Origin of the sequence: Qipengyuania sp. NPDC077410 (genome assembly GCF_044543405.1) — a bacterium.
GTDB classification, from domain to species: Bacteria; Pseudomonadota; Alphaproteobacteria; order Sphingomonadales; family Sphingomonadaceae; genus Qipengyuania; species Qipengyuania pacifica.
This window is the reverse complement of record NZ_JBITWB010000002.1, coordinates 525,080-538,139: the sequence shown is the minus strand read 5'-3', so window position 1 is coordinate 538,139 and position 13,060 is coordinate 525,080. Positions and strand designations below refer to the sequence as shown.

The following is a 13,060-nucleotide window of genomic DNA, read 5'->3' as shown; positions in this document are numbered from 1 at the left end:
CCACCATCGAATGACCGGCTATTTAGCTGAGCAGTGAGGGATAGAGCTTTTCTAGTTCGTCCAATGTAAGGACTGAGCCATCTGCTTTGATGAATTGATCTAGGTCTAGCTTACCAGAACGGAACAATTCTGCGCGCTTTGGACCTAGTACCTTGTCCTGCATGGTATCGCCCTTTTTGAGCAGCCAATCCTTGAACGTGGTATCGCCAGCTACTTGGCCATCCATGCTTGCGCGGGTGCCCTTAGGCAGTTCGTCCCTATCCAGCCCTAGTTCTCGGAAGGACTTGGTGACTGCAACGCTAATTGAGCGGCAAGCAATGTGGCGAGGTGGCATAGGGCCTTCGCCAATCGGAAACACTTTGCCAGAGAGGCCAGCACAGGTGACAGTTGTGCGGCTGTCCAGTGTGGCGAGGAATTGCCAGCCTTTGACGTACTTGGAATTCGCCTTCCACGTTTCCTGCGCCGCCACGTTGCTAACCTGCGTCACGGCAGTACGAACAAGGCTCTGCGTTGAACGGCGGCTCTTGTCCAAAATGCCATCGCGGTAGCCAGCGGCTTTGCTGCCACGGATGCGGCGAACAATCTTGTCCGTGCCTTCGCCTTCGAGCAGTCCAATGCGGATTTGCTGCTCAATGCGGTCCATGCGAGCCTTTTCCATGCCCTCGACCCACGGCTTGAGCAAATAGCCCTGTATGGGCGTCTCTGAGACGATAGCAGCTAATCTGGCTGGTGCTGGTAGCTTGGTGCCCAATTCAACCACCAGGGCGGTTTGCAGGGCTGTCTGCTGCGCCGCTGCCTCTGCGGCCGCAAACTTGACCAGCTCGCCCTCAAGTTCGTCATGGAGGGACTTGTAGACTGCGCTGTTGAGCGCACGGACTTCCTCTAGCAGCTTCTTCAATCGCTTGGTGGTAGCGGGTCCAGTGTCAAAGCCTCGCTCGTCAATGGCGACGAGCCGCTTGGCTAGCGTTTCCACAATGTCGGCGTCTGCGCTGTTGAGCAGTCGCACCAGCTTGTCCGACAATCCCTTGCCGTACCGTTGGAGCGCAACCGCGTGACGGATTGCCCTATCTTGAAGCTGCTCGTTTACCGACATTACTCACCTAGGGGTGCGATAGGCGGCAAGTCGATTTGCTCTTCCGAAATGCGCTGCGCTTCCACCTCAGGATCAAAGTCCAGCGGCATCAATTCGCCCTGCTTCAACGCTTCGTGCAGGGTTCTAAGCGAAAGCTGTCCCGCTGTTACCATGTTGGATAGGAGCGTCGCTTGTTGCGCTGCCATTGGCTGCGGTACGAAGTCTAGGTTGAGTGCATAGGTTACAGGCTGGCCATCAATCCAAACGCCCCACTTGCTGTAGGCGCGCTCAATGCGGCTTGCGATGCGCTTGGTGAAATCTGCCAGCATTGCGTTTTCAGCGGCGCGGCGGATTAGCTGCGTCTCGGCAGCTTCCGGCGCTGGCTTTTCAGGTGCAAGGATGGAGTGGCCGATCGCACTCAAAGCATCCTTCAAATCGCGCATCTTGTTGATGACGAGTTCTTGGCCTTTTGGCTCGTAAATGTGCCAATCTACCTTGACCTCCTTGCTTGGAAATTCCCAAACTGCGCCCGGTTCGATTGGCCAATTGGCGACAATCTCGTTCCCATCATCATCCTTCGCCGGCTCATAGCCAGTGATCGTTGCGATAGGCGCTTGGGTGAGGTGGATTGCAGCGGCAAGCTGGCTTTCCAACTGGTAGTGCTGGTGGTTCAGTCCAACGGCATTTTCCAGCAAGCTAGGGGTGGGTGTGATGCTGTCCTCGGTGTTGAGCAGCACAAAAGGGATCTCGGATAGCGGCTGGCCATTCTGCTTAGGGACGTAGCGTTCAACCTGCTTGAAGCCGCCATTGGCTTCGCGGTGGATACGAACCTCATACTGTCCAGCGTCATTGATGAGCAGTTCGCGTACCTGCTTGCCATCATCCTCAAGCAAACGAACATGAACCAGTCCAATCTGCATCCCAATGAAGCCGCGCTTCACTTCCAAGATGTTCTCGGCGGTGTAGCGGGCAAGATAGGGACGGAAGCCTAGGCGCAGTTCATCGGCTGCGCTCATTGTGGCAGGGAAGGCTTCTCGGCTTGGATGATCGACTAGCGCACCAGTGAAATTGGTAATCAGTGTTTCGCGGACAAACCATGCGGACAAGTCATCCAGCGTGAGGCCATCCCGCGTTGCCAATCCAGCGAGCAGTTGAGCGCGAGGGCTTGCGGTTAGGGTCGGGTCTTTCCTAAAGATGAGCCCCATCCAACCCTGCGCAATCTTGAACGCGGCTGGAAAGAAGCCTGTGCGCTGTAGGTGTGCATGGTATTCCGCAAAGCTGTCATCCACCCGCACTTTAGGCAGGTAGAGTTCGCCCTTGCTCTTTACGGCTTCCTCACCATCAACGAAGTCTCGATTGCGCTGCCAGCGGGAATGCCACTTCTCAATCTCTGGTGTCGGTGTGTTGATTTGCTGTGCCAAGTTAGCCCTCTGCCCATAAGTTACGTCGGTCAGAGGAAGCCCCTGACTCTGTACTTATCCGGCGAAGGTCAGAGTTATCTACGGTAGCCCTTGCGGCTAATTCTCACGCCCGGAATGGATCGCTTCTCAGCGCCAAGGTCGAACAATTCCGTTAGACCCCACACAACAGCGTCCATCCTGTCCGGTGACTTCTTGCGGCTGGCGGGACTACCAAAGTCACACATCTGGTTTTCTAGTTCCTTGAGGCTCCCAACGTGATGAACGACACCACGCTCATACTGTGCAGCAACAGGTTCAGCGCGGCTGGCTTTGCCACCCGTTGTAGTGGTAGCGGACACGAACTTGAGCGGCACATTGGGGAAGTGTTTGCGCAAGGTGGACTCTAGCCACAAACCGCCTTGGTTCTTTTCCATGATGACACGACTTGCGCCCCATTCCCTGTAGGCTTCCGCGATTACCTTACAGGCGGCGTCTGGTGTGTAGCGAGCCGACAAGTCCTCCAACACCACGGCATGTTCAGTATCATTGGCGTCAAGGTAGATGCCCTGAACCGTGATACCCGTTAAGTCGCTCTTTGGATCAGCGGTAACAGCGGGGTCAGCGGATACGGTAACGCGGTTGAGTTCAATCCCCTCCTGCTCGCGCAAGTGCTGTAGGGTTTCCTGTGGTGTGATGACATTCTTGGGCTTTGGAATGCGATTGCTGACGAAGACCTTTTCCGTGAACAGCGCGTGTTGGTTTTGGTCCGACCACTCACCCTCCATGTAACGCCTACGATCCTTAGCGCCCATGAGTTCTAGGTTCTCCAAGTAGTCCTCAGAGAGATTGGCTTGGTTGGAGAAAGTTCTGAGTTTGCAGTTTACCCATTGCTCAGGGCGTGGAATGGCATCGCCATCCTCAGGGTTAATCCCCTGCATGAAGACCTTGTATTCCCAATCGCTGTAGAAGCGTGGGTTGCAGTCGAAGAACATCTTGTTCTTGAGGACTTTGCCATCAACGGTTTTGCGAACGGCACGTAAACGGTTGAGCAGGACGTTTACGGTAGCGTAGGAAAGCCCATCCTCATTGCACTCATTGACCCATACAGTGTTGAACTCGTCACCAAGCACTTTGGTTAGACGGTTCTCATCCAATCCATTGAAGAACAGCTTGGACCCATTTGGCAGGGTCACGGTCATGTCAGTGTAATTGAACGCCTTGGCGGCAACCAACTGCGCATAAAGGCCGGGGAAACCTACTTGCAGGACTTCAATGAGCGTCTTGTCGAAAAGCGTCTGCTCACATGATGCACGGGTTAAACGGAAGATCGCATGGCGTGAGTCCGGTGCCCGCAAAGCACGAAGCAGGACGATGAACATGATTAGCCATGATTTACCGCTACCTGCCCCTCCATAGAACAGATGGAATTTATGGTTGTTAGACGTAGCAAGGGCATACGCTGCCCGCTGATCGTCATTAAAGCCTTCGAAGTTAGGCCGGATACCTTGCGGTTTAGTTTTAGTGGAAGTGCTCGCCATTCCAGTATTTACCGGATGACAAGCTAAATTCGTGACGCTACGGCATAGCGTTTAGTGATTTGATGGAAGGATGGCGTATGAAGAAACTACTTCTAAGTCTGGTACTAGCTGGAATGGCCACAAGTGCAACCGCTCAGGAAGTACCTTTTATGAACATGTCTGACGCAAACAAGTGCGCAGTCGGTTCTACATTCGGTGACGAGGGTAATACGTTCTTTGGTTATGGTAAGGAACGCGGAAAGCCAGCAGCGTTTATCGTGGGCAATGATCTATGGGACATTGCGCCGGGGGATGATCTAGGTGTGATCGTACTGGAAAACGCAGATGGCGAAGCGATTACCTACACGAAGGCGATTGCGGGTGAAGGTGGCTTTCGATTGGTAACGAGTGTGAATGACATTAAGCGGCTGCTAGACAATGACACTGTAGGCGTAAGGGTGGTGCGAGACGGTGTGGAGATTGCAAGGCTGAACTTACCATCCACTCCGAGCGGTCGTGGTCTAACGTACTTCAATGATTGCTTGGCTATGCGCTCTGACTTCTGACAGGTTTTGGCACGGTAGAAGAAAAAAGTACAGGAAGGGTGTGACAGGTTTTAGGTAGGTCGAATCTACGGAATGGGCCTATCCCGCCAGCGGTGCCCGAGGGGGGTAATACACCCCCTTCATTCTTAGGTCGCTTCCTACTGTCCTCGGCTGTAACGACTGATGCAACGGACGTTGTTACAGGAGCCTACCATGCAATTTGTCGCCTATTACCGCGTGTCCACTCGCAAACAGGGTGACAGTGGGTTGGGTTTGGAAGCGCAGCGTGAAGCCGTGTCTCGTTCCATAGAGGGCGATCCCATTGCAGAGTTTGTCGAGGTGGAGTCTGGCAAGTCCAACACTCGTCCTAAGCTGCTAGAGGCTCTTGCCCTGTCCAAGCTAACAGGTGCCGTGCTGGTAGTGGCAAAGCTGGATAGGCTTAGCCGCAATGCCGCGTTCCTTAATACGCTGTTCGACAGTGGGCAGGAGGTCCGCTTTGCAGACATGCCGTTTGCCGACCGCTTTACCATAGGCATCATGGCGCAGGTTGCGCAGTGGGAAGCCGAGACGATTAGCAAGCGCACCAAGGAGGCATTGAAGGCGGCTAAGGCACGGGGCACTAAGCTGGGTGGGGACCGTGGCAACATAAGGGCCGTATCTGCCCTAGGAAGGGCGGAGAGTGCCAGAGTGCGTACTGAGCGCAGTCAGGAGTGGAAGGCCCTTGTTGAACCCCATGTGGCCCTTGCACGGGCAAGTGGATGCACCACCCTCCGTAGCATTGCTGACTACCTGAATGAGCGCCACATAAAGACTGCTAGGGGTGGCCGCTGGCATGCTGCTAGCGTGGGGCGTCTGGTGGGATAAAGATCGCCGCTAATTGCTGAACACTCATGTCACGTATGTCTGGAAGTGTAGGGTTGTCGTTCCAGTGGTTCCGTACATGGCAAGCGATGCTAAGCACCAGCTTTAGTTGAATGTCTTTGGTTACACTGTCGATGTAGTCTAAGTCTGCAATGATGTTGCTCATCTACCAGCGTAAACAGCCGCGCGGGTCTGCCAGTCAATAATTAAACGCCATCCCCACCATCACCATCAATGATGATACCGTCTAGGATAACAGGGTCGTGATGGATAACGTCTACCTGTTGCTTGTCGCCAAAGTCCCTGCGGTTCGTCTTGGACATGAACCAGCGGTTCTGTGCTGCTAGGGCTTCATCGCGTCTAAAGTCACCCGTTGATAGCTTTCCACCCCGTAGGATGTTGTTATTCACGCTGTTGCCTATCATCGTGAACATGTCCCACGCTTGGCGCATGTCGTCCTTGAGTTCTGGGTTCGTGCTTATCCAGCGGTAGATTGTGGTAACGCTTGGCATGTCTGGTTTGTCGCAGGCTTCAATAAGGTCGCCATAGGTAGCAACACATTCCAGTATCTTCTTCCACTTGCGTTCATCGAACTTGCTGTTGCCGTGGGGCTTGCGCTTGCGGACTTCTTTCTTAGCGGTTGCCTGTAGCTCTTTGCTACCTGCTGCCATTTCCTGCCCGATCGCAAGCTGCGCATCACTCTTAGGCTTAGTTGTTTGTTTGGATTTGGCCATGCACCTATTTAACCCAAAAGGGTTCAAGGTTCAGTCTGTGCTTAAAAAGGGTGGTTCACGGTATCATTCAAAACCGATTTGGATACTCTACACACTTTTTCTTATCGCCCAAATAACCACCCAACTTGCGATACAAACGGTACAACCAGTTCTGGTATTTTGATCTTTTACAGAAGCTCATCGGGTCCACCTCTAAGTGTTCTACAATGGGGCTGATTACGAAATGTCTATCCTCGATGTCTTCCCAAGCGTGTTTGCTCTCGTAACTCTTGCGCTCTTTGTCATACCCATCATCTTCCCTTGCCAGCATCTTAGCTTGAACAAGTGGTATGTTCATCTGTGCCGCTAGTTCGATTGTCCGATTTAGCAACCATCGTTCCATGTGGTTATCCACCATGCGATTGATTACCTCTCTCAGTTCTTCATGTAGATGTTCGCGGTCTTGCTTGATCGTTTCCCTCTCCACATAGGCATCTTTTAGTTTTGCCATTACGGCATCGGTTGCTTTATCCATGTTCTTCTTGTCCCTTCTTATGTGGACTTTTCTGGAGGGTTATCTGCTGTCAGGATGATTTAAGAACTCATCGGACAATCCTTCATCCGGCATGTCCTTGAATGGGTTTGCTGCGCGAAGCTCTTCCTTCCTAGCGTGTAGGCGGTCCTTTATGTCCTGTGGTAGATCGTCCTTGTGGCAACTGACTGCGCTATCACATTCGAACGAGCGTACTGGTTTGTCCGTCCACTCTTCCCAAGGGTTTGGTATCTCACCAGTACGAATGCTCATTAGCAGTTCGAACAACGCCTTATCAGCTTCAATGACAGCATCGTGTAGTTCGGGGTTGTCGCTTTCCATCTGTGCCGCCCACGTTTCAATCTCTTCCCTTCGTTCGGCTGGTACATCGAGGACTAGCTTGCCGTAGGTGTGGTGTTGTTTCTTCATTTGCTTGCCTCTTCTTCTGGAGGGTTTGATTGCAGTTTGTGTAGGAGAATGTCTTCGCCGTTGTTGTAGGCGGTTTGTAACTCCCAAATTAACTCTATGCGTTCATCCAAGGCTTCTATTCGCTCGTCATTGCGGTCTATGATTTTTTGGAGCTCTGCGTTCTCGTCAAAGAGTTCCTCTATCTGCGCTTCAAGTTCATCCTCTTCGGCGTGTAGCTTGGCGTAAAGCAGATCATTCTTAGTTGGACCTGTTGCTTTGCGGCGCTTGGCTTCCTTCTTGAGAATGCGAAAGGACTTTACCTGCATGGTACGGCGCTGAACTCTATTCATTTGCTCACCTCTTCTTGTGGGAGGTTATCTGTCACGGCACATGGTACTGCCACAGCTTCGTGTTTTGCCTGTACGTAGGTTGGATAGGTAGACTATGGTTTCGGTCCCGCAGTCACACCTTGCTCTAAAGCGTCGCATCTTGATTGCGTTTTCTTTGCCCGACACGGCATCATAGAGTTTGGTTTGCACTTCCTCGATTATGCGTAGCTGTCCGAACCTCATTCCATCGGTAATCTCTACCTTATTTGAATGGGTGTGGATTGGGCTGCTCCTTGGTGCGTATAAGACCCGCTTAGTTGGGTATCGCTTCCTTGGAGGGGTGAGGCCGTATTTCTCTGCTAGTTTGTCACACGCAACTTGTAGGGCTGTGTCTGACAAATCATCCAACCGCTCTAGTGTTGCCTGACATTGCTTTCCCTCACCTAGCAGTCTGGTTAGCTGCTCATTGTCATTTGCTGCCATGAGGTGCGGTACCAGTTCAGCGATTGCGTCCACTCGTCTTTGGAGGTTATCGCGCAGGAATAACTTTAGGTCGTCCTCCTGTGTCATTGCTCACTCTCCAAATCCTCTAAAGTGAGCGGCGGCAAGTCAGCGAAGTCCGGACCCCAAACATCTATTCCTTTCTGTGGAACGACCCGATTGTAGTCCCTAAGCGTCTGCTCGATGTAGGCGCGGGCTTCTTCCCGAATTTGTCCATCGCGCGGCTCGTAGTAGGAAGCTGGTAGGGCAGTCAGTTCTTCATTCGGAATGTCGCGGCCCTTAGGACAAATCTTCTCGAATTCCTTCTGCTGCGCTTCCGTAAGGGTGCCCTTGAAAGCGTCAGTCCATTCCATCGCCTCTCTGGTGTGGTAGCAGCATTCCTTATGGCGGGAGATTTCCGCCATTGTGTCCAGCATGACTGCTCGGTTCGTGCGGTCCTCAAAGAACTGCGCAACGGCTTTGAGCATCGCTGTCGCAGGGTCTTTCTTCCCGCTCATTGCGCACCTGCCCTCTTACCAAGCGCAACGACAAGTGCCGTTCCGATAAGCAGTCCGAGGAAGTGGTAGATGCTCACGTTGCCAAGCGACGTGTTCAGGTATTCTCTAATCGGCAGTACGAGCAACGCCAGTTCGATAAGTGCTGCGCCAATCAAGTAGCACAAGCCTACGTGTAGGACGTATTTGATTGCTTGGGTGGTTGCTGGTGTATCTGTATCCATCTTGCTCTTTCCTTTGTTCAAATAAAAACCCTCGGAGGGGAAAGAGCATCCTCCGAGGGTTCTAGTGTTGGTGCCGAATGACTAAAGACCCACCAACTTGAAACCGTACAAGCGTTTTAACTCTCTCCCAACGCTCTATGTATTTACCAATTTACACCCTAGAGGGCTTCAAACGCAAAATTAAAGTAACCTAATTTGCGAAGTTTCTTAGGAATGGGTACATGTACTCATTCATGAAGCGGTTAGCGCCTATGTTCTCTTCCAAGTCCTCTAAGTCCGCGAATGCTTCTAGGTCTTCCCTATCAATGATGAAGCTGTTGCTGCCGAAGGTGAACATCACTGGATTGTCGAAACTGGTGTTGTGCTGTCCGCGCAGTATGCGAAGGCCAAGCCGCATTCGTGTGAGGGCTTTTAGGCGGCTTTCTAGGATCATCACGTCGGCGGCTGTCATCAGTAAATCTCACTGGTGCCAGCTTTGAACAACTCGCATTGCAAGGCGTCGTCAAAGGTAATGCAGACTTGGTGTAGGAGGTCCGAAGGGCTTGCGCCTATCTCGCAAACTTCATCGTACCATTCGGGGTGGAAGATCGCTAATTCATACAGGGGCGTGAAGTATGTGCGGAACAGGTAATCGCCCTCTGCAAGATTGCTTTGTGCCCATTCCATCTTGGCCATTGCCACTCTGGCTTCGCGCCTGACATTCTCGCTTTGTGCTTCATGCGCAGCGTAGAGCAGTTGCGCTCTTGCGTCCTCATTGCGCTCGTATGAAACCCAGCATGTGATTGGGATGAGGTGATTGGGGAGGTATGTCTTGGGGTCTAGGACGTTCTGTTTCATTGCAAGGAAAGCCTCATTAGCAGCGCCGTTTCGAGGTCATTCAGTACGAACGTGATCTTCTGTTTCCCGCTGTAGACATTGACTAAAGCGTCCTCCCGGCCATTCTTTCTGAGCCATTCAACGCCCTTGGTATGCAGACTAAGAAACTCAACTATGTCTTGCTCATCGGCTAGCGATAGCGTCGCTTTGTAGATTGCAGGGCAATGTATGCTCATGCCCCTATTTACCTAAATGTCACTTTTCTGGTTGCAATGTACCTAGACTGGTGCTTTCCGGTGTTCAGGCGAACAAGACGCACTTGGTACAAAGCACAACAGGAAGGTACTCAACATGGCTCTCGATTTTCTCAAGTCCGACAAGGAAGTCGCTAAGGAATTCCACGCTGCTCCGGTAGTGGACCCTGTGCCCGCGAAGAAGAAGCAACTGCTCACGAAGCTGGATAGCGTTATCGCTTCCGTGAAGAAGGAACCCGGCAAGAGCGTTACGCGCTGGTACAAGGTCAAGGAAGGCAAGGATGGTGCGTCCGTTGGCCTCAACATCGGCACCGTGTCCGTAGTGGGCAACACCACGGGCCAAACGAGCAATGACGAAATCATCAAGGCCGACGCTGTTGCGTTCTTCGAGGAAGCCAAGAAGGCTATCGAGAAGGGCGACATGGACGACATGATCCGCAAGGCATGGGAAGGACGCGACCAGTCCTCTGCTAGCACTGCGCAGCGCGCACCTAGCGACACTGTTCGGGAAATTAAGCCCGAACTTACGCACCGTCGCAACGTCAAGCGGTACGGTGAGGAACGCGCAAACGAGTTGCTTGACGCTAACGTCGAGAAGAAGGGCTGGAACAAGGCCGAAGTCCTCAAAGCCTACAAGGAACTTCCCGCTCTCGACTAAGCTGCAATCCAGCTAGTCTACAAGAAGCCCGCTACCTAACCGGTGGCGGGCTTTTTCATGACCTTAACAAACCACTAACCATTTCCAACTCTTCGGCTGACTTCCAGTTATTCTGGTTTTAGCTGGTCTGGCCTCTGTAACATGGAGGTTAGGTTATGCTTAGGTTATGTGTTGGAAGTGTAGTTGGCATTTTTACGTTCGTTAGTCCGGTGTTTGGTGCTGCACCCGACGCCGTACAACTGGCAAGCGATACAACGCGGGTCAAAGTGGAAGCCAATGAGGCAACAGGGCTGCGCAAGTTCATGGCTCCCCCTGTGAGGTTCACTGCGCGCGATAGGACGGATGGCTATGCTATTGTCAGCCGCACTGTCGAGAAGGGCGTAGCAGGGGCCATAGAGGTCAGCGGGCTAGTCCGTTACCCCGAGGACTTCCGCAGCTACGATCACGCGACGTTCAAAGATGGTGAGCGCGTACCGTTTGAGCAGGTGGGGGATTCATCTGAATGGCTAGGCGATAGCTATCTGTTCACCGAGGAATTCAAGCTGACAATCTCGGACGAGCAGCTTGCCCACTACGCGGACGAATACGACAAAGTGCCTGTGCTAGTGCATTCCACGGAAAGCGAACGCTCGTTCGTCGTCTACATTCCAATCAACCACTTCTCGGCAGTATTGGAAGTTTCGCAGCGGTAACGCTTTCCTCTGCTGCGCAGATTGCCCCTGAGTCCTTGGCTTGGGGGTTTTCTGTATCAGGGCCATAGAGGGCCAGAATGGCTGGCAAATGGTTTGGTGCAGTTGGTAAGCGGGAAAGGTATTGCCGCCTTCCTTGACCCCTTAGAGGGCGTCCTACGGCGTATCTGCCCCCTTAGACCCCCAAGCTATGACGAGACGGTAGCACGGGTTTGGGATCTGTCTACAAAACAATTCGCTCGACAGATTTGGGATTCGTGAGAGCATTCAATTGTCAGCAACGACGCTGACTTTTTAGGAGAATGAAATTGCACTGTTCCGTATTTCTGTCGCTACCTATGGCTTACAAAGACTACTTGAAACCCCATGATCCAGCAGAAACCATTAGCGCGATAAAGCGTGAGATGGCCGATAATACCTGCACCGTTTTGGAGTTGATTGATAAGTGGCTAAAGACCCACTGTGATAGCAAATTGGAAAAACAGGTTGACGAAGATACTAGCCTCGAAGCTGAATGCCTTGTGCTAGACTTTGACCGACTAGCGTATGCTATGGCGTTCATAGATGTGTTTGGTGGTAGCTTAGCGCCTGTCTACGATACGCCTGCTGTAGCTTAGTCATGGTTGAAGCGAGAGCGTTGGTGCGCTCTCGCTTCGCTTGGTCTCCAACCCTCAAGCTGTCGGTAGTTATACCACGATGCAGCCGATACGCATTGCATCCTTGGTGTACTCGCGCAGCGTTTTCTTCGCGGTAAAATGAATGTCCTGCTCAACGCGCAAGCCGCCGGGGCCTTCTACGCTGTAGAGTTCGTGGAGGCATACATCGCCAAGTTCAGGCGTACCAAATCCTAGATCGCAGAGGCCGAATGCGAGGGTAGTGCCGGGTTCAAGCTCTGTGAGCAGCCATGTGCCTGATGCCCAAGGGATGAACAGCTTGCAGGCTGGCTTGTAGTCAATTTCCTTGCTGGTGCCTTTGACCTTAGCTTGCTCGCGCCAGTTGTTCTCCAACTGATCCCGCGTGTCACCCTTGAGTATGTTGTACCAGTTCATCTGTTTGCTCCGTGTTGTGGAGCAATGTCAGAAGACACCAGCGACCCTGAATGTCATCCAGATTTTTGGTTCACTATGCCTTGCAGTGTTTTGAGGCGCGTCTTGCAGTCCTCATGGGCACCAGCCAATTCCGCAATGTAGATCGCTAGCTTGGTGTCGTCCGTTACCGTGGAAGCGTCAGGCGCATCTAAGCACTCGAACAGCGGTGCGGGGTACTCAATCCTTGGTGGAGTTGTCTGCGTTGTCTGACAAGCGGCCAAGAACGTGCCTAACAGCAGGACTGTCAACGCATTGCGTAGTGACTGGATAGGCATGTACCTCTTCCTTGATGGTATCGGTGCGTTCAATAATCCGCACTCTCTCGGTTTCGTTTGAGGCCATCCCACCTACGATTGCTTCATAGGTTGTTTTGGTAGCTTCCAACTCTGCTACCTTGTCATCTAACTCGTTCTGTAGATTAGCAGCGCGCTCAATCGCAGCGTTGTAACTGCGCCATCCAAAGTAGGCAGTTGAGCAAAGCCCGATAACGAACAGCGCGAGTAGAAGGTACTTGATAGGGATAGCAGGCATGTACCTACTTAGCCTTATCGACGAGCCGTTACCTGTATCTGCATTTTCTGGTTGCTCTTACTCCTGAATGGCGTCTTTTAGATCTGTTACCAACTAGCACAAGGTAACAGACATGCAGATCGTAGACCTCGAATTCATCGTAACGCAGATTCAAGAAAATCTGGACCTCGACGCTACCTACTGGAACGAGAACGAAGGCTGCATCAAGTTCGATGAAACACCGGTGTTTTACACGCGGTACGAAGACCACTTTATGATCGAGATTGACGGGGTGGAAATGGAAGTGCCGCGTATCTAACGCCCATACAGCAAAGCTAAGGACTAGGCGCTACAAGTTAGCGCCTTTTCCATGTCTGACCCTTACAGGGCTGCACAGGGGCATCTTAGATAGAGTGAGCCTCTAGCGGGGTTTGGAAGGACTACGTGTA

19 protein-coding genes are annotated in these 13,060 nt (G+C 52.4%); 6 read left to right on the top strand and 13 right to left on the bottom strand.

Going from position 1 to position 13,060, the window contains the following annotated elements; genetic code table 11:
• Nucleotides 1-22 precede the first annotated feature (22 nt).
• The 3 genes from ACIGGE_RS10595 to ACIGGE_RS10585 all read right to left on the bottom strand — a co-directional run bounded on the left by ACIGGE_RS10595 (nucleotide 23) and on the right by ACIGGE_RS10585 (nucleotide 4,010).
• On the bottom strand, nucleotides 23-1,093 hold the full coding sequence (locus ACIGGE_RS10595; protein ID WP_397490307.1) for a minor capsid protein: 1,071 nt from the start codon (nucleotides 1,091-1,093) through the stop codon (nucleotides 23-25).
• Nucleotides 1,093-2,493, bottom strand: coding sequence for a DUF4055 domain-containing protein (locus ACIGGE_RS10590; protein WP_397490306.1), 1,401 nt, complete (start codon nucleotides 2,491-2,493; stop codon nucleotides 1,093-1,095). Before ACIGGE_RS10590 ends, ACIGGE_RS10595 begins: the two co-directional genes overlap by 1 nt.
• Before the next feature lie 74 nt (nucleotides 2,494-2,567).
• Entirely contained in the window at nucleotides 2,568-4,010 is a 1,443-nt protein-coding gene (locus ACIGGE_RS10585; RefSeq protein ID WP_397490305.1) for a phage terminase large subunit, read from the bottom strand.
• Nucleotides 4,011-4,087: 77 nt separating this feature from the next.
• Here ACIGGE_RS10585 and ACIGGE_RS10580 point away from each other — a divergent pair, with 77 nt between their 5' ends.
• Nucleotides 4,088-4,555, top strand: coding sequence for a hypothetical protein (locus tag ACIGGE_RS10580; RefSeq protein WP_397490304.1), 468 nt, complete (start codon nucleotides 4,088-4,090; stop codon nucleotides 4,553-4,555).
• A 192-nt stretch (nucleotides 4,556-4,747) separates the two neighbouring features.
• Complete coding sequence (locus ACIGGE_RS10575) at nucleotides 4,748-5,398, top strand: recombinase family protein (protein WP_397490303.1); 651 nt, start codon at nucleotides 4,748-4,750, stop codon at nucleotides 5,396-5,398.
• Nucleotides 5,399-5,601: 203 nt separating this feature from the next.
• Here the strand turns inward: ACIGGE_RS10575 and ACIGGE_RS10570 are convergent, their stop codons facing one another.
• From ACIGGE_RS10570 to ACIGGE_RS10535, 8 genes are all read right to left on the bottom strand, one after another.
• Nucleotides 5,602-6,129, bottom strand: coding sequence for a hypothetical protein (locus ACIGGE_RS10570; protein WP_397490302.1), 528 nt, complete (start codon nucleotides 6,127-6,129; stop codon nucleotides 5,602-5,604).
• 67 nt (nucleotides 6,130-6,196) lie between these two features.
• On the bottom strand, nucleotides 6,197-6,643 hold the full coding sequence (locus ACIGGE_RS10565) for a hypothetical protein (RefSeq protein WP_397490301.1): 447 nt from the start codon (nucleotides 6,641-6,643) through the stop codon (nucleotides 6,197-6,199).
• Between the two features lie 39 nt (nucleotides 6,644-6,682).
• Entirely contained in the window at nucleotides 6,683-7,069 is a 387-nt protein-coding gene (locus ACIGGE_RS10560) for a hypothetical protein (protein WP_397490300.1), read from the bottom strand.
• The gene (locus ACIGGE_RS10555; RefSeq protein WP_397490299.1) at nucleotides 7,066-7,398 is read right to left on the bottom strand and encodes a hypothetical protein; all 333 of its coding nucleotides are present in this window, start codon (nucleotides 7,396-7,398) and stop codon (nucleotides 7,066-7,068) included. Before ACIGGE_RS10555 ends, ACIGGE_RS10560 begins: the two co-directional genes overlap by 4 nt.
• A 545-nt stretch (nucleotides 7,399-7,943) precedes the next feature.
• Nucleotides 7,944-8,375: a hypothetical protein gene (locus ACIGGE_RS10550; protein WP_397490298.1), complete on the bottom strand. Its 432-nt coding sequence runs from the start codon at nucleotides 8,373-8,375 to the stop codon at nucleotides 7,944-7,946.
• On the bottom strand, nucleotides 8,372-8,596 hold the full coding sequence (locus ACIGGE_RS10545; RefSeq protein WP_397490297.1) for a hypothetical protein: 225 nt from the start codon (nucleotides 8,594-8,596) through the stop codon (nucleotides 8,372-8,374). Before ACIGGE_RS10545 ends, ACIGGE_RS10550 begins: the two co-directional genes overlap by 4 nt.
• Before the next feature lie 190 nt (nucleotides 8,597-8,786).
• The gene (locus ACIGGE_RS10540; RefSeq protein WP_397490296.1) at nucleotides 8,787-9,047 is read right to left on the bottom strand and encodes a hypothetical protein; all 261 of its coding nucleotides are present in this window, start codon (nucleotides 9,045-9,047) and stop codon (nucleotides 8,787-8,789) included.
• A complete protein-coding gene (locus ACIGGE_RS10535) occupies nucleotides 9,047-9,433 on the bottom strand; it encodes a hypothetical protein (protein WP_397490295.1) in 387 nt (128 codons plus the stop codon). Before ACIGGE_RS10535 ends, ACIGGE_RS10540 begins: the two co-directional genes overlap by 1 nt.
• Nucleotides 9,434-9,763: 330 nt before the next feature.
• Between ACIGGE_RS10535 and ACIGGE_RS10530 the strand changes: the two genes are divergently transcribed.
• The 3 genes from ACIGGE_RS10530 (at nucleotide 9,764) to ACIGGE_RS10520 (ending at nucleotide 11,630) form a co-directional block, all read left to right on the top strand.
• Nucleotides 9,764-10,324 (top strand): hypothetical protein, encoded by a 561-nt coding sequence (locus tag ACIGGE_RS10530; protein WP_397490294.1) that lies wholly within the window; start codon nucleotides 9,764-9,766, stop codon nucleotides 10,322-10,324.
• A gap of 314 nt (nucleotides 10,325-10,638) precedes the next feature.
• Nucleotides 10,639-11,016: a hypothetical protein gene (locus tag ACIGGE_RS10525; protein ID WP_397490293.1), complete on the top strand. Its 378-nt coding sequence runs from the start codon at nucleotides 10,639-10,641 to the stop codon at nucleotides 11,014-11,016.
• A 335-nt stretch (nucleotides 11,017-11,351) separates the two neighbouring features.
• On the top strand, nucleotides 11,352-11,630 hold the full coding sequence (locus tag ACIGGE_RS10520) for a hypothetical protein (protein ID WP_397490292.1): 279 nt from the start codon (nucleotides 11,352-11,354) through the stop codon (nucleotides 11,628-11,630).
• Between the two features lie 69 nt (nucleotides 11,631-11,699).
• Here the strand turns inward: ACIGGE_RS10520 and ACIGGE_RS10515 are convergent, their stop codons facing one another.
• Both ACIGGE_RS10515 and ACIGGE_RS10510 read right to left on the bottom strand, forming a co-directional pair.
• Nucleotides 11,700-12,062, bottom strand: a complete 363-nt coding sequence (locus tag ACIGGE_RS10515) for a DUF2958 domain-containing protein (RefSeq protein WP_397490291.1) — start codon at nucleotides 12,060-12,062, stop codon at nucleotides 11,700-11,702.
• Between the two features lie 216 nt (nucleotides 12,063-12,278).
• Nucleotides 12,279-12,632 (bottom strand): hypothetical protein, encoded by a 354-nt coding sequence (locus ACIGGE_RS10510; protein ID WP_397490290.1) that lies wholly within the window; start codon nucleotides 12,630-12,632, stop codon nucleotides 12,279-12,281.
• A gap of 112 nt (nucleotides 12,633-12,744) precedes the next feature.
• Here ACIGGE_RS10510 and ACIGGE_RS10505 point away from each other — a divergent pair, with 112 nt between their 5' ends.
• Nucleotides 12,745-12,930, top strand: a complete 186-nt coding sequence (locus tag ACIGGE_RS10505) for a hypothetical protein (protein ID WP_397490289.1) — start codon at nucleotides 12,745-12,747, stop codon at nucleotides 12,928-12,930.
• Nucleotides 12,931-13,060 lie beyond the last annotated feature (130 nt).